Origin of the sequence: Kitasatospora sp. NPDC127060 (assembly GCF_042724935.1) — a bacterium.
GTDB lineage: Bacteria > Actinomycetota > Actinomycetes > Streptomycetales > Streptomycetaceae > Kitasatospora.
Window position 1 is genome coordinate 46,935 of sequence record NZ_JBHXEG010000016.1, and the last position, 24,614, is coordinate 71,548.

Annotated in this window: 19 protein-coding genes and 1 pseudogene; 17 read left to right on the forward strand and 3 right to left on the reverse strand. The window is 72.4% G+C overall.

Going from position 1 to position 24,614, the window contains the following annotated elements; all coding sequences use genetic code 11:
• Positions 1-429 precede the first annotated feature (429 nt).
• Positions 430-1,176, forward strand: coding sequence for a helix-turn-helix domain-containing protein (locus tag ACFWIS_RS12345; protein ID WP_380452531.1), 747 nt, complete (start codon positions 430-432; stop codon positions 1,174-1,176).
• A gap of 126 nt (positions 1,177-1,302) precedes the next feature.
• On the opposite strand, the gene ACFWIS_RS12350 is transcribed toward ACFWIS_RS12345, so the two are convergent.
• Complete coding sequence (locus ACFWIS_RS12350) at positions 1,303-2,373, reverse strand: LUD domain-containing protein (RefSeq protein ID WP_380452533.1); 1,071 nt, start codon at positions 2,371-2,373, stop codon at positions 1,303-1,305.
• Positions 2,374-2,511: 138 nt separating this feature from the next.
• Between ACFWIS_RS12350 and sigJ the strand changes: the two genes are divergently transcribed.
• The 12 genes and pseudogenes from sigJ (at position 2,512) to ACFWIS_RS12410 (ending at position 18,571) form a co-directional block, all read left to right on the forward strand.
• Positions 2,512-3,405 carry an RNA polymerase sigma factor SigJ gene (gene sigJ, locus ACFWIS_RS12355; protein WP_380452535.1) on the forward strand — a complete coding sequence of 298 codons (894 nt, stop codon included), beginning with the start codon at positions 2,512-2,514 and terminating at the stop codon, positions 3,403-3,405.
• Between the two features lie 233 nt (positions 3,406-3,638).
• Positions 3,639-4,112 carry a carboxymuconolactone decarboxylase family protein gene (locus ACFWIS_RS12360; protein ID WP_380452537.1) on the forward strand — a complete coding sequence of 158 codons (474 nt, stop codon included), beginning with the start codon at positions 3,639-3,641 and terminating at the stop codon, positions 4,110-4,112.
• A 326-nt stretch (positions 4,113-4,438) separates the two neighbouring features.
• The gene (locus ACFWIS_RS12365) at positions 4,439-5,191 is read left to right on the forward strand and encodes a response regulator transcription factor (protein ID WP_380452652.1); all 753 of its coding nucleotides are present in this window, start codon (positions 4,439-4,441) and stop codon (positions 5,189-5,191) included.
• 17 nt (positions 5,192-5,208) lie between these two features.
• Entirely contained in the window at positions 5,209-6,720 is a 1,512-nt protein-coding gene (locus ACFWIS_RS12370) for a sensor histidine kinase (RefSeq protein ID WP_380452539.1), read from the forward strand.
• Between the two features lie 175 nt (positions 6,721-6,895).
• Positions 6,896-7,834 carry an LAETG motif-containing sortase-dependent surface protein gene (locus ACFWIS_RS12375; RefSeq protein ID WP_380452541.1) on the forward strand — a complete coding sequence of 313 codons (939 nt, stop codon included), beginning with the start codon at positions 6,896-6,898 and terminating at the stop codon, positions 7,832-7,834.
• A 268-nt stretch (positions 7,835-8,102) separates the two neighbouring features.
• The gene (locus ACFWIS_RS12380) at positions 8,103-8,684 is read left to right on the forward strand and encodes a Uma2 family endonuclease (RefSeq protein WP_380452542.1); all 582 of its coding nucleotides are present in this window, start codon (positions 8,103-8,105) and stop codon (positions 8,682-8,684) included.
• Positions 8,685-8,736: 52 nt separating this feature from the next.
• Positions 8,737-9,350: pseudogene (locus ACFWIS_RS12385) on the forward strand (oxygenase MpaB family protein); the annotation flags it as partial.
• 342 nt (positions 9,351-9,692) lie between these two features.
• On the forward strand, positions 9,693-10,040 hold the full coding sequence (locus ACFWIS_RS12390; RefSeq protein WP_380452654.1) for an EF-hand domain-containing protein: 348 nt from the start codon (positions 9,693-9,695) through the stop codon (positions 10,038-10,040).
• 385 nt (positions 10,041-10,425) lie between these two features.
• Positions 10,426-11,970: a cytochrome ubiquinol oxidase subunit I gene (locus tag ACFWIS_RS12395; protein WP_380452544.1), complete on the forward strand. Its 1,545-nt coding sequence runs from the start codon at positions 10,426-10,428 to the stop codon at positions 11,968-11,970.
• 44 nt (positions 11,971-12,014) lie between these two features.
• Positions 12,015-13,052 carry a cytochrome d ubiquinol oxidase subunit II gene (cydB, locus tag ACFWIS_RS12400; protein WP_380452546.1) on the forward strand — a complete coding sequence of 346 codons (1,038 nt, stop codon included), beginning with the start codon at positions 12,015-12,017 and terminating at the stop codon, positions 13,050-13,052.
• Between the two features lie 4 nt (positions 13,053-13,056).
• Positions 13,057-16,557, forward strand: a complete 3,501-nt coding sequence (cydD, locus tag ACFWIS_RS12405; RefSeq protein ID WP_380452548.1) for a thiol reductant ABC exporter subunit CydD — start codon at positions 13,057-13,059, stop codon at positions 16,555-16,557.
• Between the two features lie 205 nt (positions 16,558-16,762).
• The gene (locus ACFWIS_RS12410) at positions 16,763-18,571 is read left to right on the forward strand and encodes a GAF domain-containing protein (RefSeq protein ID WP_380452550.1); all 1,809 of its coding nucleotides are present in this window, start codon (positions 16,763-16,765) and stop codon (positions 18,569-18,571) included.
• Here ACFWIS_RS12410 and ACFWIS_RS12415 read toward each other — a convergent pair whose 3' ends face one another.
• Positions 18,572-19,417 (reverse strand): HAD family hydrolase, encoded by an 846-nt coding sequence (locus ACFWIS_RS12415; protein WP_380452552.1) that lies wholly within the window; start codon positions 19,415-19,417, stop codon positions 18,572-18,574. It lies immediately after the preceding gene.
• Between the two features lie 166 nt (positions 19,418-19,583).
• On the opposite strand from ACFWIS_RS12415, the gene ACFWIS_RS12420 reads away from it, so the two are divergent.
• The gene (locus ACFWIS_RS12420; RefSeq protein WP_380452554.1) at positions 19,584-19,793 is read left to right on the forward strand and encodes a hypothetical protein; all 210 of its coding nucleotides are present in this window, start codon (positions 19,584-19,586) and stop codon (positions 19,791-19,793) included.
• Positions 19,794-19,802: 9 nt separating this feature from the next.
• Here the strand turns inward: ACFWIS_RS12420 and ACFWIS_RS12425 are convergent, their stop codons facing one another.
• Positions 19,803-20,690 (reverse strand): LLM class flavin-dependent oxidoreductase, encoded by an 888-nt coding sequence (locus ACFWIS_RS12425; RefSeq protein ID WP_380452556.1) that lies wholly within the window; start codon positions 20,688-20,690, stop codon positions 19,803-19,805.
• 79 nt (positions 20,691-20,769) lie between these two features.
• Here ACFWIS_RS12425 and ACFWIS_RS12430 point away from each other — a divergent pair, with 79 nt between their 5' ends.
• From ACFWIS_RS12430 to ACFWIS_RS12440, 3 genes are all read left to right on the forward strand, one after another.
• Positions 20,770-21,093 (forward strand): hypothetical protein, encoded by a 324-nt coding sequence (locus tag ACFWIS_RS12430; protein WP_380452558.1) that lies wholly within the window; start codon positions 20,770-20,772, stop codon positions 21,091-21,093.
• Positions 21,094-21,328: 235 nt separating this feature from the next.
• Positions 21,329-22,288 (forward strand): hypothetical protein, encoded by a 960-nt coding sequence (locus ACFWIS_RS12435; RefSeq protein ID WP_380452560.1) that lies wholly within the window; start codon positions 21,329-21,331, stop codon positions 22,286-22,288.
• Between the two features lie 575 nt (positions 22,289-22,863).
• A complete protein-coding gene (locus ACFWIS_RS12440; protein WP_380452562.1) occupies positions 22,864-24,378 on the forward strand; it encodes a hypothetical protein in 1,515 nt (504 codons plus the stop codon).
• The last annotated feature ends 236 nt before the right edge of the window (positions 24,379-24,614 follow it).

Sequence of the window (24,614 nt, forward strand, 5' to 3'; positions counted from 1 at the left end):
CACCCCGCCCGGTCAACCCCGCCGGTGGTTGGCCCCCCCTGCAACCCGCCGGCCGTCACCTGGCCGGGCCGGGGGGGGTAAGTCGGACCGGCCGACTTCCCGCGCAGGCGCCGTCCGCCGGTGGCCCCTTGCGGCGGGCAAGGGGCCACCGGTATCCAGGGGTGGATCTTCGTTCGCCCCGCGCCCGGGCCCCGGCGGGCGCATAGCGAAGCACGCCTCTCTGGTTTCTGACGGAGGAAAAGCTACGTTGCGTTCACTGTTTCGGTAGTGGCTTGGTCGTGCGAGAAGCGCATATCGCCGGATGGATGATGGTGAACCATTGCAACGAGTCGGCCGGGAGTGTAGTGGTCCGAACGCCCGATCGTTGCAATGGCATGAAGGTGAACGCTATCGTGGGCGCACAGACCACGGACCCCGAAGGAGGCCGCGATGCCGGGCGGACGACTCACCCAGCAGGAACGCCAGCAGATCGCGCTGGGGCTGGCCGAGGACCTCGCCTACGCCGAGATCGCCCGGCGGCTCGACCGGCCGACCTCGACCGTCACCCGCGAGGTGATGCGCAACGGCGGCCCCGCCACCTACCGCGCCGACCTCGCCCACCGGGCCACCGGACACCGCGCCCAGCGACGCCGGCAGCCCGTGCCGCCGGGGTCGGACCCCACCCCGCTGCCGCACGGCCGCGACGTCGAGGCGGTGCGCGCGTACGAGGAGGTGTTCACCACCGTCCTGATGCAGTCCGGCATGGGCCGGATGGCGTCCCGGGTGCTGGCCTGCCTCTACCTCACCGACGCGGGCAGCCTCACCGCCGCCGAACTCGTCGAGCGCCTCCAGGTCAGCCCGGCGACCATCTCCAAGGCGATCGCCTTCCTGGAGGGCCAGGGCATGGTGACCCGGGAGCGCGACGAGCGGCGCCGCGAGCGCTACTTCGTGGACGACGACATCTGGTACCGGTCGATGATGGTCAGCGCCCAGGTCACCGCCCAGCTCGTCGACACCACCCGCCAGGGCGTCGGCGTCCTCGGCGTGGGCACCCCGGCGGGCAACCGGCTGGAGAACATCGCCCGCTTCCTGGACTTCGTCTCCGAGTCGATCGCCCGTGCCGCCGAACAGGGCCGCGAGGTGCTCCACACCAGGCCGGAGGAGCCGGACGCGGAAGAGGCCGAGGGCACCGACTGACGCGCGACGCGGTGCACGGGAAGTCGGCCGGTCCGACTTCCCGTGCACCCGTCGCTCAGTGATCCGTCGCTCAGTACCCGACGGTCAGTGCCCGTCGCTCAGTACCAGACGCTCAGGGGGCGACGTTCAGTACCCGACGGCCTCCCGCAGCAGCAGCACGACGCCCCGGGAGAAGCGGGTCGGCGCGTTGAGCACCAGCAGTTGGTTGACGGCGCTGGGCTGGCCGTAGGCGGCCCGGGAGCGGGTGTCCTCCAGCGGGAGCACGTACTCCTCCAGCCGACGCAGCGCGGTGGGCAGGTCGGGGACCACCTTCTGGGCGCCGACGACCCAGATCGCCGTACCGGCGCCGCCGGCGCTGCCCGGCAGCTGGCTGCCGCTGGCCGAGGCGATCACCAGGGAGCCGGTCTCGGTGACGGCGGCGACGCTGCCCACGGCCACGTCGGGGGCGGCGAGCAGGCGCCGGATGCCGTCGGCCTCGGTGGTCCGGTCCATCGCCATCACCCGGGACTTGACGGAGCGGTGGGCGGCGTCGTCGTTGAGGTCCTCGTCGATGCCGGACAGCCGGAGGGTCTCGCTGGCCGCGGTGAACACCGTGGCGCCCGCCGGGACGAGCTCCCGGACCCGGGCCCGCGCGTCGGCGGCGGTGTCGAGGAGTTCGACGGTGAAGCCGCGCGCCGCCAGCGCGGTGACCGCCCGTTCCAGGCGCTCCGCGTCCGCCGGGGCGCCGAACCCGGCGTCGGCCGGGGCCGCGCTCCCGGCGCTGTGCGGGGCCGAGCCGCCCAGCGGGCTGGTGTCGAGGTACCGCACCTCGTAGACCCGCTCGGCGAACCGCCAGCCGTCCGTCGTGCGCTGGTAACGGTCATGGTAGATGGCGTAGTTGAGCCCCTCGCGGCCGTCCAGCAGCCGGACCAGCTCGTGCATGTGGGCGCGTCCGGTCGCGGTGTCGCCGTCGATCCGGATCGATCCGGGGTGGGTGTTCTGCACGAAGAAGTCCCAGCGGTCCTGGAGCGCCTGGCGCCCGGTGAGGATCTGCTCCGGGCCGACCAGTTCGATCGGGACGTCGGGCATCCGCAGCACGCCGTCCGGGGTGAACAGTCCGGCGAGGCGGGCGCCGTCGCGCATCATCACCGCGTCGGTGAACTCGCTCTGCAGGGCCTGGATCCCGACCAGGTCGGCGGTGGTCTGGAAGTCGTTCACGGGTGGGTCCTCCGTACCGTTCGGTGCCGTCTGCCGGGTACGACAGCGCGGCCCGCCGGAATGTGAGGTGCGGGGCGGATGTCACATTCCGGCCCGCTGTCCGGTCGTAAGGGTGGAGGCGACCCCGGGAGGCGGACGATGGACGACGACGACCTGAGCGTGATCATGAACGAGCGGCGCCAACTGACCAATGTGGCCTACCGGATGCTCGGCTCACTGGCCGACGCCGAGGACGTCGTGCAGGAGACCTACACCCGCTGGTACGCGATGCCCCCGGAGCAGCGGGACGCCGTGGCCTCGCCCGGCGGCTGGCTGACCACGGTCGCCAGCCGGATCTGCCTCAACCAGCTCGGCTCCGCCCGGGCCCGGCGGGAGCGCTACGTGGGCGAGTGGCTCCCCGAGCCGCTGCCCGATCACCGGGACGGGGCCGACGGCGCGGCGGCGGACCCGGTGGACCGGATCACCCTCGACGAGTCGGTCAACATGGCTTTCCTCGTCGTCCTGGAGTCCATGACGCCGGCCGAGCGCGTGGCGTTCATCCTCCACGACGTCTTCCAGTACCCGTTCGCCGAGGTGGCCGCGGTCGTCGGCCGTTCGGCGGCGGCCTGCCGCCAGCTGGCCTCCTCGGCCCGCCGCCGGATCCGCACGGCCCAGGCCCCGGCGACGCCGACCGGTGTGCAGGCCGGGATCGTCCGGGAGTTCAAGCGGGCCTGGGAGGCGAAGGACGTCAGGTCGCTGATGGACCTCCTCGACCCCGGCGCCACCGTGATCGCCGACGGCGGCGGCCTGGCCGGCGCCCTGCTGGAGCCGCTCACGGGCAGTGAGTGGATCGCCCGCGCCTACGCCGGCTCCACCCGGCTCACGGCCGGCCGGACGCTGCGGGAGCGCACTGTCAGCGGCCTGCCCGGATTGGTCGTCGAGCAGGGCGGCGTCACCGACACGGTGATCGCCTTCCGGATCGCCGAGGGGCTGATCACCCACATCTGGGTGGTGCGCAACCCGGAGAAGCTGCGCCCGTGGAACGGCGGGTGACGCAGGTCACGGCCGGGGCTGTCACAGGCGGTCCGGCTGCCCTGTCCCAGAGGGCAGTACGGCGGACCGAAGCCGAGAACCAAGCCGAGGCACCGAACCAAGCCGAGGCACCGGACCAAGCCGAGGCACCGGACCAAGCCGAGGCACCGAACCAAGCCGAGGCACCGGACCAAGCCGAGGCACCGAACCAAGCCGAGACACCGAACCAAGCCGAGACAACGGAGGAGCACCCGATGGAAGCCCGACTGAACGCCTTCGCCAGCCCCGTCATGGGCAAGGTCTTCAAGCACCTCATCGCCGCGCACCAGCCGATCGCGGACTCGACGCTGCCCTACGCCACCCAGGAACTGGTGCGGCTGCGGGCCAGCCAGATCAACGGCTGCGGCTTCTGCGTCGACATGCACTTCAAGGACGCCGTGCACGCCGGGGAGGAGGCGACCCGGCTGAACCTGGTGGCCGCCTGGCGCGAGGCCACCGTCTTCACCGACGCCGAGCGGGCCGCCCTGGAGCTGGCCGAGCAGGGCAGTCGGCTGGCCGACGGGGACGGGGTGACGGACGAGGCCTGGGCGAACGCGGCCAAGTACTACGACGAGGAGCAACTCGCCGCGCTGGTCTGCGTGATCGCGCTGATCAACGCGTTCAACCGCGGCAACGTCATGATCCGCCAGCCCGCCGGTGACTACCGGCCGGGCCAGTTCGCCCACTGAACCGACGGAGCGGCCGAAGACGCGGCTGACGAGGCGGTCGGGGAGCGTGGCCCCCGGCCGCCTGGTCGTTCCCGTAGCGTCGGTCCGCACACCCGTACGTGCACCTCAACGCACACCCGGGCGCACCCACGCCTGCACACCGGTGCGCACACCACCGAGCCCCACCCCTCGGGGCTTGTCGGCGAAAAACCGACCGTTAAGGTGTTAATCCAACATTCATCCATGCCGCGTAGCCTCCGGGGGCTAGCCTCATGCTGAACGTCATCGTCCGACCGGGAGGCGAAACCCCCGTGCAAGGCACTGTCACCACACCGGGCGGCCCCGCCGTGGCCGGGGGCCAGGGCGAGGCGTTCCTCCTCGTCGTCGACGACGAGCCGAACATCCGCGAACTGCTCGCCGCCTCACTGCGGTTCTCCGGCTTCCGGGTGGCCTCCGCCGCCAGCGGCACCGAGGCGCTGGACCTGATCGCCGTCGAGCGGCCCGACCTCGTGGTCCTCGACGTGATGCTGCCCGACCTCGACGGCTTCACCGTCGTCGAGAAGCTGCGCGAGCGCACCAGCCGGGGCCAGATCGCCGGCCCCGCGCACGGACACCCCGGCGACCACCTGCCGGTGCTGTTCCTCACCGCCAAGGACGGCGTCGGCGACAAGGTCCAGGGCCTGGCCGCGGGCGCGGACGACTACGTCACCAAGCCGTTCAGCCTGGAGGAGCTGATCGCCCGGATCCGGGCGATCCTGCGCCGGGCCGGCGGGCCCGCCGAGGACGGCCGCCTGGTGGTGGCCGACCTCAGCCTGGACCCGATCGCCCACGAGGTCACCCGGGCCGGGACCCCCGTCGCGCTCTCGCCGACCGAGTTCAAGCTGCTCCACTACCTGATGGCGAACGTCGGCCGGGTGGTCTCCAAGGCGCAGATCCTCGACCACGTCTGGGCCTACGACTTCGGCGGCGACCTCTCCATCGTCGAGTCCTACATCTCCTACCTGCGCCGCAAGCTCGACTCCGGCCCCGCGCACGGCCCGAAGCTGATCCACACCGTGCGAGGCATCGGCTACGCGCTGCGCCGCCCCCCGCAGGGCTGACCGGACCGGCCCGGCCCGTGTTCACCCGCTTCACCTCCCGGCTGTCGCTGCGCGCCCGGCTCCTGGTCCTGGCGCTCGTGCTGGTGACCACCGGGCTCGCGGTCAGCGACACCTTCGTGCTGGGCGCCGTACGGGCCCAGCTGGTCGAGCAGCTGGACGAGCAACTCCAGCGCTACGGCGTGCCGTTGTCGCGCAAGGCGCCGATTCAGGTGAACCCGCCCGGTACCGGCAAACCGGTCGTCGCCGGGCGCCGGATCAGCCTGCCCAGCCAGTACCTGGTGCAGTGGCTGTCCGCGGACGGCAAGGTCCAGACGTCGCTGCGCCAGCCCGTCTCGGACAGCGATCCGGCACCCCAACTGGGCGGCTTGGACCCGACCCAGACCGCCCCCGACACCCCCTTCGACCTGCCCGACCAGCGCGGCCACCACAGCTGGCGGGTCCTGGTGCTGCCGATCCAGGCCCCGCGCACGCCGACCCCCGGACTCGGCGCGTTCACCTCGCCCGTCACCAACCCGACCTACGTCATGGTCGCCGTCTCCCGAGAGGACGTCGACACCACCACCGGCCGGCTCGGCACCTCCTTCCTGGCGATCGGCGGCGGCGTCCTGCTGCTGATCGCCGCGCTCGGCTTCTTCGCCGTCCGGGCCGGACTGCGGCCGCTGCGGCGGATCGAGGAGGGCGCCGCCCGGATCGCCGCCGGCGAACTGTCGCACCGGATGCCGGAACTCTCCCCCGGCACCGAGGTCGGACGGCTGTCCGTCGCGCTCAACGGCATGCTCACCCAGATCGAGGCGGCCTTCGCCGCCCGTGCCGAATCCGAGGCCCGGATGCGGCGCTTCGTCGCCGACGCCTCGCACGAACTGCGCACCCCGCTGGCCGGCATCCGCGGCTTCGCCGAGCTGTACCGGATGGGCGCGCTGCCCACCGAGGGCGACGTCAAGCGGACCATGACCCGGATCGAGAGCGAAGCCGTCCGGATGGGCACCCTGGTCGAGGACCTCCTGGTGCTCGCCCGGCTCGACGAGGAACGCCCGCTCGACCTCGCCCCGATGGACCTGCGCACCCTCGCCGCCGACGCCCTGCACGACCTCACCGCGCTCGACCCGAGCCGCCCGGTCGCCCTCACCGGCCCCGCGGGCACCGGCGCCCCCGGCGCCGCACCCGTCCTCGGCGACGAGGCGCGGCTGCGGCAGGTGGTCACCAACCTGGTCGGCAACGCCGTCAAGCACACCCCGCCCGGCACCCCGGTCCGGATAGGCGTCGGCGGCGGGCCCGGCGGCATCTGCCTGCTGGAGGTCGCCGACGCCGGCCCGGGCCTCACCGGGGACCAGGCCCAGCGGGTCTTCGACCGCTTCTACCGGGTCGACGCCTCCCGCAGCCGCGACAACGGCGGCGGCGGCGGACTCGGCCTCGCCATCGCCACCGCCCTCACCCGCGCCCACGGCGGCACCCTCACCCTGAACACCGCCCCCGGCGCCGGCGCCACCTTCCGGGTCGAACTGCCCACGCATGGCAACCGGGTTTCCTGAACCTTTGTCGACTCGTCAATTCCGCTGCGAACCGAGCAATTCCGAAGGCCCGTTCACTGCCGGAAGTCGGCATGGAGGGTTAAGAATCCGTGTGCCTATGATCGGCGCTGTCGGAGCGTCAGGAGATGCCCGCGCAAAGGTCTTCGCCTTCCTTTTCGACCCGAAAGGGGTCATTGTGAAACTCCGCCGTACGCTGGTCTCGGCCGCCCTCGTCGCCGCCGTGATCTCGCCCGCAGCCGTGCTCTCCGCGGCACCCGCCTTCGCGGAGTCGGCTCCGGCGGCGCAGACCCGGAACGACACCGGCTCGATCGCCGACCTGGAGAAGGCCGCCGCCGACGCGGCCAAGGCGTACCAGAAGGCCAAGGCCGACCAGGCCGACATCGCCGCCAAGCTCGAAGCCTTCGACCCGGAGCCCTACCTCACCAAGCTCCGCGAGGCGCAGGCCGCCGCCAAGCAGGCCACCGAGGCCCGGACCGCCGCCGAGGACGATCTCCACAAGGCCATGTCCGTCTACGACAAGGCGTCGGACGCCGAGCGCGAGAAGGCCCGGCAGGACCTGCTGAAGGCGATGGACAGGGCCAACGCCGCCATCGCCGCCGAGAAGCAGGCCAAGCAGGCCGCCGCCGCCGCGGGCACGGCCGCGGACGACGCCAGGGTCGACCTCTTCCGGAAGATCAACACGGCCAACAAGGCGGTCGACGCCGCCCTCGCGGCGAAGAACAGCGCGGACAAGGCCCTCGCCGACGCCAAGGCGGCGGCGGAGAAGCCCGCCGAGAAGCCCGCCGAGAAGCCGGCCGACAAGCCCGCCGACCAGGGCGCCCAGGAGCCCGGCACGGTCACCCCGGTCACGGACACCGCCTCGACCACCGACAAGTCGGCCACGACACCGACCACTTCGGCCCAGCAGACCGTCGCCACCAAGACCACCACCAAGACCACCACCGCGACAGCCGCCGCCGCGACCGCCGCCACCACTGGCTCGGCCACCGAACTCGCCGAGACCGGCTCCGACCCGGCCACCCCCTACCTCGCCCTCGGCTCCGCCACCGCCCTCAGCCTCGGCGCCGCCGCCCTCTACGTCTCCCGCCGCAAGGGCGCCCGCCCCACCTCCTGACCCACCCGGTTCGCGCCCGCTCGGGAGGAGGCCGCGAACCCTGCCGCACCCCGAACCGCAGGGCGGGCCGTCTCCCCGGCCCGCCCTGCGGTTCTCGCGTTCCCGGGCCCCAAACTCCCCGTTCGGGTGAATCCGCGCCCGTTCACCCAGTCGGCCCCTCGGTCGTGTGCGACCGTGCAGCCGTCGCTTGTACGAGCTCGCACGGGCTCATCACACTGGACGGGAAAGAAGGTGTCTCGTGAGCGCGCTAGTTGCTGAGGTGGCCGTCGTGAACCTGGACCAGGTGCTGTGGCAAGCGTGGAAGTCCATGGATGTGCCCGAGGGCTTCCGCGCGGAGATCATCGAGGGGACGATCACTTTGTCACCCACTGGCGGAGCTCGTCATTTCACTGTCAACAGGCGGCTGAGTAGGGCTCTCTACGACTTTCTGCGCGGCACTGGCTATGGGCCGGCGCAGGACGGCAACGTGATTGCTGATCTGAAGGTGTTCATCCCGGATGTCTTCGTGGCGTCCGACGACATCGATGAGATCGAGCATCCGGAGGGCTTGGGGGTGCTGGCTTCGGGTGTGCCGATGGTTGTCGAGACCGTCTCGCCGGGCGCCGAGGCGCGCAAGCGCGACCACGTCCTCAAGCGTCGCGCATACGCCCGCGCCGGCATTCCGGTCTACGTGATCATCGACGATTACGACGAGGGCGGTACCGTGACCGTCCTGACCAGCCCTAACCCCGGCCGCCGGGAGTACGCATCATCGATCCGCGTTCCGTACGGCAAGGAGGCCGTCATCCCCGAGGGTCCCGCCAAGGGCTTCGTGATCGGCCCCGAGATCACCGGCGAGCCCCGTGGCTGACCGGGCCGCCGTGTCCTTCAGGCGCGACCTCTCCGAGCGGCGGCTCGCCCTGGTGGCCTGGCGGCTGCTGATCATCCAGGCGGCGGATCCGGCGGTGGGGGCCGGGATGCACGAGCACTCGACGTACCGGGCGCATCCGTGGCGGCGGATCGAGCACACCATCGGCAGCGGCTGTTCTACCAGGACGCGGCCGCGCTGCACCGTGAGGTGGCGCGGCTGAACCGGTCGCACAAGCGGATCCGCGGCACGATGCCGGACGGGCAGCCGTACGACGCGCGGTCCGCGGCGACCAGGGTGTGGGTGCTGCTGACGCTGTTCGAGTGCGTGGTCGCCATGCGGCGGCTCGGCGGGGACGCCTACGACGCCGTGCAACTGGACGCGGCGTACCGGGAGTTCAGGGAGGCGATCGCCGCCTTCGAGCTGCCGGAGGAGGAACTGCCGGAGACCGTGGCCGACTTGCCGGCCTACTTCGCCCGGTACGCCCGGGAGAAGCTGGAGTTCAACGACGCGGCCCGCTACCTGCTGGACGACATCCTGCGCGAGGCGCCCCGGCCCCGCCGGTTGTGGTTCCTCGGGGACGCCGGCTGGCGGATCACCCGGGCGGTGGTCGCCAAGGCGATCCGCGAGCTGACGGTGGCGGACCTGCCGCCGGTGGTGCGGGAGCGGCTCGGGCTGGTCCGTACCCGCCGGGGCGCGCTGCTGTCCGTGGTGCTGCACCGCGGTGCGGGGGCCGTGGTCCCGCGCCTGCCGGAGCGGATGCGCTACCGCTCCCCGGAGGAGGGGCGGACCCCGCCGCGCCGGCTGCGGCCGCAGCGCCGGGACGCCCGCGGCTCCCGGGTGGACCGGTTCTTCCGGGAGGTGCTGGACCAGACCGGGGACGGCGTCATCACCGTGCACGACCTGCGGGCGATGGCGCACAACGTGTGCTGGCAGCTGGAGTTGGACGAGGCCGCCGAGGCGCGGGTGTACGAGGCCTTCGACGGCTGGTGGGAGCAGCTGCGCGCGGGGATGGACGCCGACGGGAACGGCGAGGTGAGCCGGGAGGAGTTCGTGGCGGCGACGCTGGCGGGCTGTGACCGGGACGAGGCGTACCTGGAGCAGGGGTTGCTGCCCGCGCTGCGGGCGGTGTTCGCCGCGGCGGACGCCGACGGCAGTGGCTTCCTGGAGTTCGACGAGTACCGCGCGGTGTTCGGCGGCCCCCGGGTGCATCCGGCCGAACTGTCGCACGGGTTCCGCCAGTTGGACGTGGACGGGGACGGGCGGATCACGGTGGAGGAGTTCGTCGGTGGCTTCACCGAGTTCTTTACCGCCCGGGCCGACTCCACCTCGGGCGCCCAGCTCCTCGGCCGTCCGTAGCCGAGGGGCCAGCTCCTCGGCCGTCCGTAGCGAGGGCCGCGCCGGGCGCCCCGGTAGCACGCCCCGCTCGCCGTCGCGAGCGGGGCGTGCCGCTGTCAAGCGCCGGTTCGGCCAACTGCGACGGTCCGTGCGCCCGCCCGTTCGTTGCCCCGGCCCCGGCCGGTCCGCAGACTGTGCGGACCGCCCGCGCTCGTCGTGACGCACCGCACACGGACGTCAACCCACCCCACCTGCGGTTCCCCCGTAAGGATGGTGGATACTGTGCTTGTGAACGTGTTCACGTTCACAAGCGGACAAGCTTGCGCGGTAGTGCAACGGTCTACGGCTATTGATGAAGTTTGTCCGGAACACGCCCTGAGAAGGGCCGGTTGGGAGAGAGGGCGACGTGGAACTGGCAATCGCTCACGAGACGATCGCGCGATGGCAATTCGGAGTCACCACCGTCTACCACTTCCTCTTCGTGCCGCTCACCATCAGCCTGGCCGCCGTCGTGGCCGGGCTGGAGACCGCCTGGGTGCGCACGAACAAGGAGAAGTACTTCCACGCGACCAAGTTCTGGGGAAAGCTCTTCCTCATCAACATCGCGATGGGCGTCGTCACCGGAATCGTGCAGGAATTCCAGTTCGGCATGAACTGGTCCGACTACTCCCGCTTCGTCGGTGACGTCTTCGGGGCTCCGCTCGCGATGGAGGCGCTGATCGCCTTCTTCTTCGAGTCCACCTTCATCGGCCTGTGGATCTTCGGCTGGGACAAGCTGCCGAAGAAGATCCACTGTGCCTGCATGTGGATGGTCTCGCTGGGCACCGTGCTCTCCGCCTACTTCATCCTGGCCGCCAACTCCTGGATGCAGCACCCGGTCGGCTACTCGATCGACCCGGCCACCGGCAAGGCGCAGCTCACCGACATCGCCAAGGTGCTGTTCCAGAACACCACCCTGACCGTGGTCTTCCACACCCTGACCGCGGCCTTCCTCACCGGCGCCGCCTTCATGGTCGGCATCGCCTCCTTCCACCTCTGGAAGGCCAAGCGCAGGCCCGAGACCGCCGACCCCAAGAAGACCGCCGTGATGCGCACCTCGCTGCGGCTCGGCCTGGTGATCGCGGTGATCTTCGGCGCCGGCACCGCGCTCAGCGGCGACACCCTCGGCAAGGTCATGTTCGAGCAGCAGCCGATGAAGATGGCCGCCGCCGAGGCGCTGTGGGACACCCAGGCCCCCGCGCCGTTCTCGATCTTCGCGGTCGGCGATGTCAGCAAGGGACACAACTCGGTCGAGCTGGAGGTCCCCGGAATACTCTCCTTCCTCGCCCACAGCGACTTCAGCTCCTCCGTCCCCGGCATCAACGACACCGCGGCCGCCGAGGCCGCCGCCCACGGCGGCAACCCCAAGGACTACATCCCGAGCGTCTTCGTGACCTACTGGGGCTTCCGCTTCATGATCGGCTTCGGGATGACCTCCTTCGTCGCCGCCCTGATCGGCCTCTGGACCACCCGCCGCAAGTTCCTGCTGCACCCCGACTTCCGCACCGGCGAGACCGAGGTGCCCCGGCTGATGCTCACCCCGAAGCGGGAGATGGGCCCGCTGCTCACCAAGTGGAGCTGGCGGATCGGCATCCTCACCATGGGCTTCCCGCTGATCGCCAACAGCTTCGGCTGGATCTTCACCGAGATGGGCCGCCAGCCCTGGGCCGTCTTCGGCCTGATGACCACCGCCAGCGCCGTCTCCCCGAACGTGGGCATCGGCACCCAGATCGGCGCCCTGGCCACCTTCACCACGCTGTACGCGATCCTCGCCGTCGTCGAGGTCCGGCTGCTGGTCAAGTACGCCAAGGCCGGCCCGGTGGTGACCGAGCGGCCCCCGGCCAAGGACCCCTCGCTGCGCGGCCCGTCCGCGGACGAGGACGCCGACAAGCCGCTCGCCTTCGCGTACTGACCAGTACTGACCAGTACTGACCCACGGAAAGGAGACCAAGGGTCATGCAACTCCACGACGTCTGGTTCGTGCTGATCGCGGTCCTGTGGATCGGCTACTTCTTCCTGGAGGGCTTCGACTTCGGGATCGGCATCCTCACCAAGCCGCTCGCCCGGAACACCGCCGAGCGCCGGGTGCTGATCAACACCATCGGCCCGGTCTGGGACGGCAACGAGGTCTGGCTGCTCACCGCCGGCGGCGCCACCTTCGCCGCCTTCCCGGACTGGTACGCGACCCTCTTCAGCGGCTTCTACATCCCGCTGCTGGTCATCCTGGTCTGCCTGATCGTCCGCGGCGTGGCCTTCGAGTACCGGGCCAAGCGGGACGGCGCCCGCTGGCAGCGCAACTGGGAGGAGGCCATCTTCTGGACCTCCCTGCTGCCGGCCTTCCTGTGGGGCGTGGCCTTCGCCAACATCGTCCGCGGCGTGGACATCGACGCCCGGAAGAACTACGTCGGCGGCCTCGCCGACCTGCTCAACCCGTACGCGCTGCTCGGCGGCCTGGTGACGCTCACCCTGTTCACCTTCCACGGTGCGGTGTTCGCGGCGCTCAAGACCGTCGGCGAGATCCGCGAACGGGCCCGCCGGGCCGCCCTCCAGGCCGGTCTGGCCGCCGCCGTCCTGGCCCTCGTCTTCCTGGCCTGGACCCAGGCGGACAGCGGCAACGGCCGCAGCCTGGCCGCCCTGGTGGTCGCGGTGCTGGCCCTGGCCGGCGCCCTGGTGGCCAACCAACTCGGCCGCGAGGGCTGGGCGTTCGTCCTCTCCGGGGCGACCATCGTGGCCGCGGTCGCGATGCTCTTCCTGGCGCTCTTCCCGAACGTCATGCCGTCCACGCTCAACCCGGACTGGAGCCTGACCGTCACCAACGCGGCCTCCTCGCCGTACACGCTCAAGCTGATGACCGTCGTGGCCGCCGTGTTCACCCCGCTGGTGCTGCTCTACCAGGGCTGGACGTACTGGGTGTTCCGCAAGCGGATCGGGGTGCAGCACATCCCCGGGCCCGCTGCCGGCCACCAGCCCGCCGCGCCCGTCGACCAGGCCTGACGCCGTGAAGCCGGTCGACCCCCGACTCCTCGGACACGCCCGCACCACCCGGGACTTCCTCGCCGGATCCGTCCTGCTCGGCGGGGCGGGCGCGGCCCTGGTGGTCGCCCAGGCGAGCCTGATCGCCGAGATCGTGGTCCGCGCCTTCCAGCGCGGCGCCGGGCTCGGCGAACTGACCACCCCGCTGGTGCTGCTCGCCCTGACCGCCGTCGGACGCGGGCTGGTCGGCTGGCTCACCGAACTCACCGCGCACCGGTCCGTCGCCCGGGTGAAGTCCACCCTGCGGCGCCGGCTGCTCGACCACGCCACCGCGCTCGGCCCGTCCTACCTGGCGGGCCGGCGCACCGGCGAACTCACCACCCTCGCCACCCGCGGCATCGACGCCCTCGACGACTACTTCGCCCGCTACCTGCCGCAACTCGCCCTCGCCGTGGTCGTCCCGGTGATCGTGCTGCTGCGGATCGTCGGCGCCGACTTCACCTCCGCCGCGATCATCGCCGGGACGCTGCCGCTCATCCCGCTGTTCATGGTGCTGATCGGGATGGCCACCCAGGCCCGGATGGACCGGCAGTGGAACACCCTCTCCCGGCTCTCCCACCACTTCCTGGACGTCGTCGCCGGCCTGCCCACCCTCAAGGTGTTCAACCGGGCCCGCACCCAGGCCGCCACCATCGCCCGGATCACCGCGGACTACCGCAAGGCCACCCTGCGCACCCTGCGGATCGCCTTCATCTCCTCCTTCGCGCTGGAGCTGCTCTCCACCCTGTCCGTCGCCCTGGTCGCGGTCACCGTCGGCTTCCGGCTGGTCGACGGCACCCTCGACCTGGAGACCGGGCTGCTGATCCTGATCCTGGCCCCCGAGGTGTACGTCCCGATCCGCCAGGTCGGCGCGCTGTACCACTCCAGCGTCGAGGGCCTCACCGCCGCCGACGAGATCTTCCAGGTGCTGGAGACCCCGCTGCCCGCCGCCGGGACGCTCCCGGCCCCCGACCTCACCGGCGCCGTGATCACCGCCGAGGGCCTGACCGTACGCCACCCCGGCCGCGCCCGGCCCGCCCTGGACGGCGCCGCGCTCACCCTGCGCCCCGGCTCCAGCACCGCCCTCACCGGCCCGAGCGGGGCCGGCAAGTCCACCCTGCTGTCCGTCCTGCTCGGCCTCACCGCCCCCGAGGCGGGCAGCGTGCGGATCACCGCCGCCGACGGGCGCACCCACGACCTCGCCGAGCTCGAACCGGACAGCTGGCGGCGGCAGATCGCCTGGGTGCCCCAGCACCCCCACCTGTTCGCCGGGACGATCCGCGACAACCTGCGGCTCCAGCGGCCGGACGCCACCGACGACCGGCTGTGGACGGCGCTCCGGGCCGCCCACGCGCTCGACTTCGTCACCGACCTGGACGCCGAACTCGGCGAGGACGGTGCCGGGCTCTCCGCCGGCCAGCGCCAGCGGCTCGCCCTGGCCCGGGTGCTGCTCGCCGACGACCGGCCACTGGTGCTGCTGGACGAGCCCACCGCCAACCTGGACGGAGACTCCGAGGCGGCCGTGGTGGCCGCCGTCCGCACCCTCGCCGAGGACCCGGCGCGCACCGTGCTGGTGGTCGCCCACCGGCCGGCACTGCTGGCGGTCGCGGAGCAACGGGTCAGGCTGGCGGGGGCCTCCGCCGGGGCCGGCACGCCGGGCCCGGTCGCGGCGCTCGCCCACAGCGGCCGGCCCACCGCCGCCCCCGCCGTGCCCGAGGAGCCGGAGGCCGAGCCCGCCGCCCCCCGGCTGGCCCTGTCCGTGCTGCTCGGCGCGCTCGCCCTCGGCAGTGCCGTCGCCCTGATGGCCACCTCCGGCTACCTCATCTCCCGGGCCTCCCAGATGCCCCCGGTGCTCTACCTGATGATGGCCGTCACCTCCGTCCGGGCCTTCGGCATCGGCCGCAGCGTCTTCCGCTACGCCGAGCGGCTGGTCTCCCACGACGCGGTGCTGCGCACCCTCGGCACCCTGCGGGCCGCCGTGTACCGCCGGCTGACCGTGCTCGCCCCGGCCGGGCTGCCCGCCTTCCGGCGCGGCGACCTGCTCTCCCGGCTGGTCGCCGACGTCGACGCGATCCAGGACCACCACCTGCGCTGGCGGCTGCCCGCCGCCGTCGCCGCCGTGGTCTCCGTCGCCTCGGCCGTCGCGATGGCGGTCTTCCTGCCCGCCGCCGGGTTGGTGCTCGGCCTCGGACTGCTGCTCGCCGGGGTGCTCGTGCCCGCGCTCGCCGCCCGCTGGTCGGCCGGTGCCGAGCGGCGCCAGGCCCCCGCCCGGGGACGCCTCGCCACGTCCGTGGTGGACGCCCTCAGCGGCACCGCCGAGCTCACCGTGGCCGGCGCGCTGCCCGGCCGGCTGGCCGCCGTCCGCAGCGCCGACGCCGCGCTCACCGGCCTGGCCGCCCGCTCGGCCGCCACCACCGCGCTCGGCACCGGGCTGATCGCGCTGCTCACCGGGCTGACCGTGGCCGGCGCGGCCGCCGTAGGCATCCAGGGGGTGCGCGACGGCGCGCTCGCCCCGGTCTGCCTGGCCGTCGTGGTGCTGACCCCGCTGGCCGCCTTCGAGGCCGTCACCGGGATGCCGCTCGCCGTCCAGGCCCGCCAGCGCAGCCGCGCCGCCCGGGCCCGGCTGGACGAGGTGCTGACCGCCCCCGCCCCGGTGGCGGAGCCCGCCGAGCCGGCCGGGCTGCCCGCGCAGCCGCTGCCCGTCGCGGTGCGCGGGCTGACCGTACGGCACCCCGGGCAGGCCGCGGACGCGCTCGGCGGGGTCGACCTCGACCTCGCGCCCGGCCGCCGGATCGCCGTGGTCGGCCCCTCCGGCTCCGGCAAGACCACCCTCGCCCAGGCGCTGCTGCGCTTCCTGGAGCCCGGCGCGGGGTCCGTCATCTTCGCCGCCGGTCGTCCACAGGCTGTGGACAGCCGGGCGCTGGCGGGCGAGGACGTCCGCCGGGTGATCGGCCTCTGCGCCCAGGACGCCCACGTCTTCGACAGCTCGCTGCGGGAGAACCTGCGCCTCGCCCGCCCCGACGCCGACGAGGACGGCCTGCGCGCCGCCCTCGCCGCCGCCCGCCTGCTGGACTGGACGGACACCCTGCCCGAGGGCCTGGACACGATGGTCGGCGAGCACGGTGCCCGGCTCTCCGGCGGCCAGCGCCAGCGGCTCGCCCTGGCCCGGGCGCTGCTCGCCGACTTCCCGGTGCTGGTCCTGGACGAGCCCGCCGAGCACCTCGACCTGCCCACCGCTGACGCCCTCACCGCCGACCTGCTGGCCGCCACGGCGGGCCGCACCACCGTGCTGATCACCCACCGGCTCGCCGGGCTGGACGACACCACCGTGGACGAGGTGCTGGTGCTGGACGCCGGCCGGGTCGCCGAGCGGGGCCGCTGGTCCGAGCTGGTCGCCGACCCGGACGGGCGGCTGCACGCGCTGTGGCGCCGGGAGCGGGAGGCGGACGGACTCGCGGACGCCGTTCCGGCGCCCGCCGGGCGCTGATGCCGGGCGCTACGGGCGGGAACTGATGCCGGGCGCTACGGGCGGGCGCTACGGGAGGGAACTGATGCCGGGTGCTACGGGCGGGCGCTACGGGAGGGAACTGATGCCGGGTGCTACGGGCGGGCGCTACGGGAGGGCACTGCGGGCGGGCCCTGATGGCGGCATCGCTCCTTCGGCTGAAAACCGTACAAACTAGGCTTTCTCCATGGACCCCACGCCAGGCCTCCCCGAAGCCGCCCCCGAGCAGACGCCCCATCGGGTGCCCGAGATCGCCTCGCTCGGGCTGGACACCCTGGTCACCGAGGTCGCGGAACGCCTGCAGTCCGCCGCCGCGGTCACCGACCGGATGCAGCGGCTGCTGGAGGCGGTGGTCGCCATCGGTGCCGGGCTCGACCTGCACGCCACCCTGCACCGGATCGCCACCGGCGCCGCCGAACTGGTCGACGCCCGGTACGCCGCGCTCGGCGTGATCGCCCCCGGCGGGCACGGCCTGGCCGACTTCATCCACGTCGGCATCGACGACGGCACCGCCGCCGAGATCGGCGAACTGCCTGCCGGCCGCGGCATCCTCGGCGCGCTCATCGACCGCCCCGAACCGCTGCGGCTGACCGACCTCGGGGCCGACCCGCGCTCCTCCGGGTTCCCGCCGCACCACCCGCAGATGAGGACCTTCCTGGGCGTGCCGATCCGGGTCCGCGAAGAGGTCTTCGGCAACCTCTACCTCACCGAGAAGCAGGGCGGCGGCGCCTTCACCCCCGAGGACGAACAGGTGGTGCACGCGCTCGCCGCGGCCGCCGGCGTGGCCATCGAGAACTCCCGGCTGTACGAGGAGGGGCGCCGCCGCGAACGCTGGATCGCCGGCGCCGCCGCCGTCACCACCGCGCTGCTCTCCACCGAGCAGGCCGAGGGCGCGCTCACCGTCGCAGCCGAACAGGTACGGGAGTTGGCGGGCGCGGCGCTCGGCATGATCCTGCTGCCCACCGGCACGGTGGGGGAGGGGGACTGCCAGATGAGGGTCGCCCACGCCTCCGGCGAGGCCGCCGAGTTCGTCCGCGGCGAACTGCTGCCCAGGGACAGCTTCGCCGCCCAACTGCTGGAGGGGGAGAGCGTCCACCTGGACGACATGTCCGGCGACCCCACCGTGGTGATGCGGCTGGCCCGCAGCTTCGGCCCGTCGATGGCCGTGCCGATGGTCGCCGCCGGACGGGTGCTCGGCGGGCTCTGCGTCTGGCGCTCGCGCGGCGCCCTGCCGTTCACCGACGCCGAGAAGCAGCTCGCCGAGACCTTCGCCTCCCAGGCCGCCCTCGCCCTGCGGCTCGCCGAGGGCCAGCGCGACCAGCAGCGGCTGGCCGTCTTCCAGGACCGCGACCGGATCGCCCGCGACCTCCACGACCTGGTCATCCAGCGGCTGTTCGCCACCGGGATGATGCTGGAGAGCGCCGCCCGTCGGGCCGTCGTCCCCGAGGTCAAGGTCGGCATCGGCAACGCCGTCGACGAACTGGACGCCACCATCCAGGAGGTCCGCACCACCATCTACGCCCTCCAGCACGACAACCACGGCGACGCCCCCGACACCCTGCGCACCCGCGTCCTGCGCGAGGCAAGCCAGGCCGCCGCCGCCCTCGGCTTCAAGCCCTCGGTCAGCTTCGTCGGGCCGGTCGAGAGCCTCGTCGGGGAGAACACCGGCCGCCAACTCCTCGCCGCACTGAGAGAGATGCTCTCCAACACGGCCCGGCACGCGCGCGCCTCCCGGGTCGGCATGGAGATCGACGCGACCATTCGCCTGGACGACGGCGGCCGGCCCGTCGGCGGCGACCCCGAGTCGCTGGACCGGGGCGGCCGACCCGGCGTGCTGCTCACCGTCACCGACGACGGCGTCGGCATCCCGCAGGGCGGGCGGCGCAGCGGACTGCTCAACCTGACCCGGCGCGCCGAGGCCCTCGGCGGCGCGGCCTGGCACGAGAGCGGACCGTACCGGAAGGGGACCAGGGTGCGCTGGACGGCCCGGCTCTAGCTAGAGCAGTCGAAGCAACCCCTCCAGCACCGCCGCGACGCCGTCCTCCTCGTTGCTCACCGTGTGCAGCGACACCGCCGCCAGCACCTGCGGGTGCGCGTTGGCGACGGCGTACGCGGTGCCGGCCCAGGCCAGCATCTCCAGGTCGTTCGGCATGTCGCCGAAGGCCACCACCTCGGCGCGGTCGATCCCGTGCTCGGCGCACCAACGGGCCAGCGTGCTGGCCTTGGTGACGCCGGGTGCGCTGATCTCCAGCAGTGAGATCGGCGCGGAGCGGGTGATCTCGGCCAGGTGCCCGGCGGCCGTACGGGCCTCGGCGAGGAAGGTGTCCGGGTCCAGCTCCGGGTGCTTGGCCAGCAGCTTGAACAGGCCGCGCACCGGGCCGCCGTCCGCCAGCAGCTCCTCGGCCGGGCCGACCGCGCGGACCTCGTCGTCGCCCCACATCAGCACCTCGTACCCGGGCTCGCGGGCCCAGCCGTCCGTGTACTCGAACGCGAACGCGGTGCCGGGCAGCTTGGCCCGCAGCGTCTCGACCACGGCCAGCGAGGTCTCCGCCGCCATCGGGAAGTGCTCGATCAGCTCGCTGCGCCGCACGTCCACGATCGCGCCGCCGTTGGAGCAGATCGCCACCCCGTGACCGCCGATGTGCGGGCTCACCTGCTGCATCCAGCGCGGCGGCCGGCCGGTCACGAACACCACCTGCACGCCGGCCGCCTCGGCCGCGGCCAGCGCGGCGGCGGTGCGGTCGCTGACGGTGCCGCCGGAGCACAGCAGGGTGCCGTCCAGGTCGGTGGCGATGAGGCGGGGGGCGGTGCGGGGTTCGGTCACCGGTCCATCTTCGCCCATCGCCGCTGCCCGGTCACCGGCGCGGCCGGGGCGTGCGGCCCCGACCGTACGGTCGGCTTCCGGCCCTTCGGGCGCCGTTTCCGGCCGATCCGGGCCCGCCCGGGGTGTCGCTGCGGGCACGCCGGGCAGGACTCCCCCCCGGTCACCGCCGTCGGCAGGAAGAGCCATGCCCACTCGCCAGCTCCGTGACGAGCCGCCCCCGACCCTCCCCTCCCCGGACTCCCCCGAGGCCCACGAGCCCCCGGGCGCACCGGTCGCCTCCCGCGAGCCGGTCCTGCTCGGCGAGGTCCTCTTCCACACCCTCGCCGAGCTCGCCCGCCGCACCCCGGCCCAGCCCCCCGCCCTCCCCGCCCAGCGCACCCGCCCGCACCCGTGACGCCCGGCCTCAGCCCAGCTGGGCGAGGCCCTCGGTGGCGATCCGCTCGAACACGGCGAGGTCGTTCTCGAAGATCGAGTCCGGCACCGGCCAGTGGATCACCAACTCGGTGATCCCCAACTCCCGGTACGTCCCGGCCCAGTCCACGAAGGCGTCCAGCGACTGCAGCGGCTTCTCCGCCGTCGAGCCCTGGAGCAGCACCTTCTCCAGCGTGGCCGCGTCCCGGCCCTGCGCCTCGCAGGCGGCCGTCAGCTTCGCGATCTGCGCGGCGATCACCGCGGGCGCCTGCTCCACCGGCACGTCCGCCGGGCCCTTCGGGTCGCCGTACGTCACCCAGCCCTGCCCGTGCTCGGCCGCCAGCCGCAGCCCGCGCGGGCCGGTCGCGGCCACGTAGAACGGCACCCGCGGGGTCTGCGCGCAGCCGGGGATGTTCCGCGCCTCGACCGCCGAGTAGTACGTGCCCTCGCGGGTCGTGGCGTCGGTGCGCAGCAGCTCGTCCAGCAGCGGCAGGAACTCCCCGAACCGGTCCGCCCGTTCCTTCGGCGACCACGCCTCCTGCCCCATCGCCGTCGCGTCGAAGCCCGTCCCGCCGGCCCCGATCCCCAGCGTGACCCGCCCGCCGGACACGTCGTCCAGCGTGATCAGCTCCTTCGCCAGCGTCACCGGGTGCCGGAAGTTCGGCGAGGTCACCAGCGTCCCCAGCCGGATCCGCTCGGTGGCGCAGGCCGCCGCCGTCAGCGTCGGCACCGACCCGAACCAGGGCTCGTCCCGGAAGGACCGCCAGGAGAGGTGGTCGTAGGTGTACGCGGCGTGGAACCCGAGCTCCTCGGCCCGCCGCCAGATCTTCTGCCCCTCGCTCCACCGGTGGATGGGGAGGATCACGGTACTCAAGCGCATGCTGTGACGATACGCGCGAAATCGGCAGCGCCTCGGGCCGCCCGCGAGTCGGCACGGGCAGGTCGGTTAGCGTGGCGCCATGGGCACGTTGAGCAGGCGAGAACTCGCCGCGCTGGTCGACGAGGCGACGGTCGACACCTACGACGAGCACGAGGAGGTATCGGCTCTGTTCGCCGCCGTCGAGGAGAACCTGGCGGTGCCGTTCAGCACCGTGGTGCTGGGCGTCGAGGTGACCGTGCGCGGCGTCGACCTCTCGCGGGACGGCAGGATCGTCGCCCTGTGCACCCGCGGCGGATTCCGGCAGACGATCGGGCTGCTGGACCTCCCACTGCCGAACCCGGCCGCCCGGCGACGAACCGGTCCACCACGGTCGAGCCGTCCGGCAGGCGGTACCGCAGGATGAAGTCGTCGGTGATCCGGATCGCATCGCCTTCCTCCAACTGCCGCCGAGGCCCGGCGGCCTCCAGGAGGAGGGGCGTCAACCACCGGTCGAAGCGCGGCCCCTGGGCGTAGGAGACGAGTTCGCCCTTCATTCAGTTCGGAGCTGCGCTCGATCAGGCCTCGCAACGACGCCTCGTCCTCGGTCCGTACCACGCCAGCCATGCGAGCCCTGGGATCTGACCGAAGCCGATCGAGCGATGGTGCTCGGCTGGCGTGACCCGGTCGAGGGCGTCTTCGAGGTCCGGCACAAGGACGGTGATGCCGTCGTTCTGCTGAACCTGGTCGACGACCTCGAGTACCGCACGTACTCGAACGTCGGGCGGGAGGCCTTCCGTGGAGTTTCCAAGGGAGGGTTCCTCCTCGCCTGCCTGGTGCCCGTCCACTCGGCCGACGGGGTGTGGCTGGTCTCCGGGGCGATGTCGTCCTACCCGAAGGCCAGCGCCACTGAAATCGCCCGGTCCGCGCTCCAGTTGGCCGCCAGCCGCCCCGAACTGGTCTTCCGCAACCCCGAGAAGATCGAACAGGGTTGGCGCTCGATGCGGGAGGACCGGGCCGCGTTCGTCGAGTTCTGCGGTAGCGACGAACTGGTCCTTCCCCCGGCCGAGGTCGAGGAGCGGCTCAACGCCTACTACCGGCACCGGCAGGAGGCCGCCGTAGCCGAGCGGCCCGACCGGGCCCGGGGCAGGCGGCTGCCGGGAATCGATCTGCCGGCCTTCGAACTGCCGCAGGCCCTCGCGGACTCGGACACGGTCGGTGTCATCTACGACGAGGTCGACGGACTCAACTTCTACGCCGACTACGGGATGCTGCGGGACCTCTTCGCCGACCCGTCCCTCGCGGGCCGCAGGCAGTACCAGGACGCGCTGCGCACGTACCTGCGCGAGGAGTCGATCGCGCCACTACCGATCCGCCGCCTGGCCGCCGCCTGCCCGGAGACGGTCGACGCGGTGTTCCGGAAGCTGTTGCGGAAGCCAGGATTCACCTGGGGCGAGCACGGTGAGGAACTGCTGCGCCGGCGCAAGCCCTGGTACTACGCGCAGGAGCCCCGTCCCGGCGTCTCCGTGGTCGGCGAGCGCCTCAGCGAGCTCGCCGCCGGTAGCCGGGGACGGAGGTTCGCCAGGGCACGGCGTGCGCCGCGCCGATCCGACCACCCGTAGGCGCGAACATCGACCCTCGGTAGCGACCCATGTGGGGCATCGCCTTCTCCGCCATATCGATGATCGCCTGCGCCTTTGGCAAATCTCCCCTGACCTCCGCGGGAGTGACCGGCGGAGCTTCGGCAGATCGGTGTTCACTCTCGTTCCGGCGCACGCGCATGCGGCTGAACGGGCACAGGATGCTTCCGAGCGGCGGATCCAAGAGCAGTGGCCGTGCGGAGGCCAAGTGCTGGCGGGCCTGGGCAAGTTCCGCTTCCGCAAACGCCGTCAAGGTCGGACAGGAGCCCACTCGAACGGCGCATCGGCCCGTTGCGGCGGTGAGCGTGGGGGCGGAACCGAACCAGGGCTGGTCGCGGAAGGACCGCCCAAACGCAGAGGTCACGCCCAATCACTGTGATCGCGAACCTAGTTCGCCGCTGTTCGAGTCGTAGGGCTCGATGGTGCGGCGGCGGCCGATCAGGCCGAAGGTCTCGACCCGCCCAGCGGGTTGGCGGGGTGTTCCGGACGGGTGAGGGCAGCGCACGACTGCGGCGTGTGGAGCGGTTCCGCGTCATTGATCTGTATAGAGATTAACCATGGACACTTCTCCTCTGCGGCGTTGTCCCGCGCTCCTCACCATGGCCGCCGCCATGCTCCTGGTCGCACCGGGCGCAATGGCCGCCACCCCGTCGGCTCTCCCCCACGGGGCCTCGTCGATCCTGGACGCCACCGACGGACACCATTCCCCGGGCGGTACCGGCCACCAGGTGGATCACTTCAAGCACCAGCTGGCGAAGTCCGGCTACGTCTCGCAGGAGGGCAGCGAGGCGGTCTTCGACCTCAACCGCCGGTACTGCGAGGGCGCCCTCTTCAGCGGCTTGTGGCCCAACCCCCAGTCGCCCTACATCGTCACCAACATGCCGGAGGTTCCCGGCCAGGCCCCCAACACCAACCCGCCGGTCACCTGGCGCCTGCGCCAGGACGAGGCCGTCGTCCTGATCGGCACGACCCCGCCCCCGGAGGAGTACTTCTCCTTCGACCTCACCAACGTGAAGGGCTCCCTCCACACCGGTCCGGTCGTGTGGACCTCCGTAGGCGACCCGGTCAACAACAAGACCGTGAAGACGACCGGCCGGGAATCGTACAGCCGGCCCTTCGCCCTGGTGATCACCGGCAACGCGCGGACCAGGGACGAGGTCAACCACATGCTGGACGCCTCCGGCCTCGGGGGTGAGACCAATGACATGACCATCCCCCCGGCCATGTACAAGCTCGGCCTCGACCAGGACGCCGACCAGTTCCTCCTCGGGACGCGCACCATCGTGGCCAAGCCCGGCTTCGAGAAGGCGCTCGACGACTACCGCGCCACACCCCCGGTCCAGGTCTTCCGGGTCCGGCCGCACAGCGACTCCGGAGACGAGACCAACCCGGTCTACCCCGCCGATCCGCTGCCCGTCCCCCCGCTGCGCGTCTCCGGGACCGGTGCCACCGAACTCGACCTCAACCCGACCCTGCAGACGCTGCGTCAGCGGATCATCGACGCCCACCCTGGCTTCGACGTGCACGACGAGGTCGTCGAGCGCGGCGTCGAGGAGTCCAATCCGGGGCTGCAGGCCAACCTGATCACGAACCCCCCGACCGCGGGGGTGGACGGCCTGTCCAACGACGCCGACGATCCGATCACCAACGAGTTCTCGCTGCCAGACGGTTCCTTCGCGGTCGCCTACGGCGCGAACCACGTGGCCACCGGGCAGGCAAGCTACTCCAGCGTCACGGTCAACGCCGACACCCACGCGGCCGTGGCCGTCACGGCAGAGAACAACGTCGATCTCCAGGGCAGTGCGCGCGACTTCATCGACGACCAGCCGGACGCGGACAAGCTCTACGCCTGGTCCTTCACCCGCGCCGGTGACAGCGGCCCCTCCGGACCGCACGTGACCACGCTCCCGCCCGTCAGTACCAACTTCTGCGCGCAGTACGGCGGGGACCGGCCCGTCGACCTGAGCGCGATCCGCATCGGTGCCCGCGCGTACATGCAGCCCGAGACCCTCACCCGCCCCGCCTTCTCCTCACTCCTCATGGACCGCGTGCTCGTCTTCACCCCCAAGTGACAAGGTTGACGTAGCAGAGAGTGAGCGGGGCCCCTCGGCCCCGCTCGCCCGGTTCGTGCGCGGCGGTCGTGGCGCCCGGGACGCCCGGCACCGAAAGGATGACGGCCCTTCGGCGTGTGCAGGTGCCGCCCCTCCCGATCGGTCAGCCGTACCGAGGACCGGCCGCCCCGGTCCGGATCCCCTTCGCGGCCCGATCGACCCGGCCGAGGTCGCAGCCGGAGCAGAGCGTATTCGTG

Coding starts and splice junctions, on each gene's coding strand:
- ACFWIS_RS12345 (WP_380452531.1), top strand. CDS start 430: ATGCCGGGCGGACGACTCACCCAGCAGGAACGCCAGCAGATCGCGCTG.
- sigJ (WP_380452535.1), top strand. CDS start 2,512: ATGGACGACGACGACCTGAGCGTGATCATGAACGAGCGGCGCCAACTG.
- ACFWIS_RS12360 (WP_380452537.1), top strand. CDS start 3,639: ATGGAAGCCCGACTGAACGCCTTCGCCAGCCCCGTCATGGGCAAGGTC.
- ACFWIS_RS12390 (WP_380452654.1), top strand. CDS start 9,693: ATGGACGCCGACGGGAACGGCGAGGTGAGCCGGGAGGAGTTCGTGGCG.
- cydB (WP_380452546.1), top strand. CDS start 12,015: ATGCAACTCCACGACGTCTGGTTCGTGCTGATCGCGGTCCTGTGGATC.
- ACFWIS_RS12410 (WP_380452550.1), top strand. CDS start 16,763: ATGGACCCCACGCCAGGCCTCCCCGAAGCCGCCCCCGAGCAGACGCCC.
- ACFWIS_RS12415 (WP_380452552.1), bottom strand. CDS start 19,417: ATGGGCGAAGATGGACCGGTGACCGAACCCCGCACCGCCCCCCGCCTC.
- ACFWIS_RS12420 (WP_380452554.1), top strand. CDS start 19,584: ATGCCCACTCGCCAGCTCCGTGACGAGCCGCCCCCGACCCTCCCCTCC.
- ACFWIS_RS12425 (WP_380452556.1), bottom strand. CDS start 20,690: ATGCGCTTGAGTACCGTGATCCTCCCCATCCACCGGTGGAGCGAGGGG.
- ACFWIS_RS12430 (WP_380452558.1), top strand. CDS start 20,770: ATGGGCACGTTGAGCAGGCGAGAACTCGCCGCGCTGGTCGACGAGGCG.
- ACFWIS_RS12435 (WP_380452560.1), top strand. CDS start 21,329: ATGGTGCTCGGCTGGCGTGACCCGGTCGAGGGCGTCTTCGAGGTCCGG.
- ACFWIS_RS12440 (WP_380452562.1), top strand. CDS start 22,864: ATGGACACTTCTCCTCTGCGGCGTTGTCCCGCGCTCCTCACCATGGCC.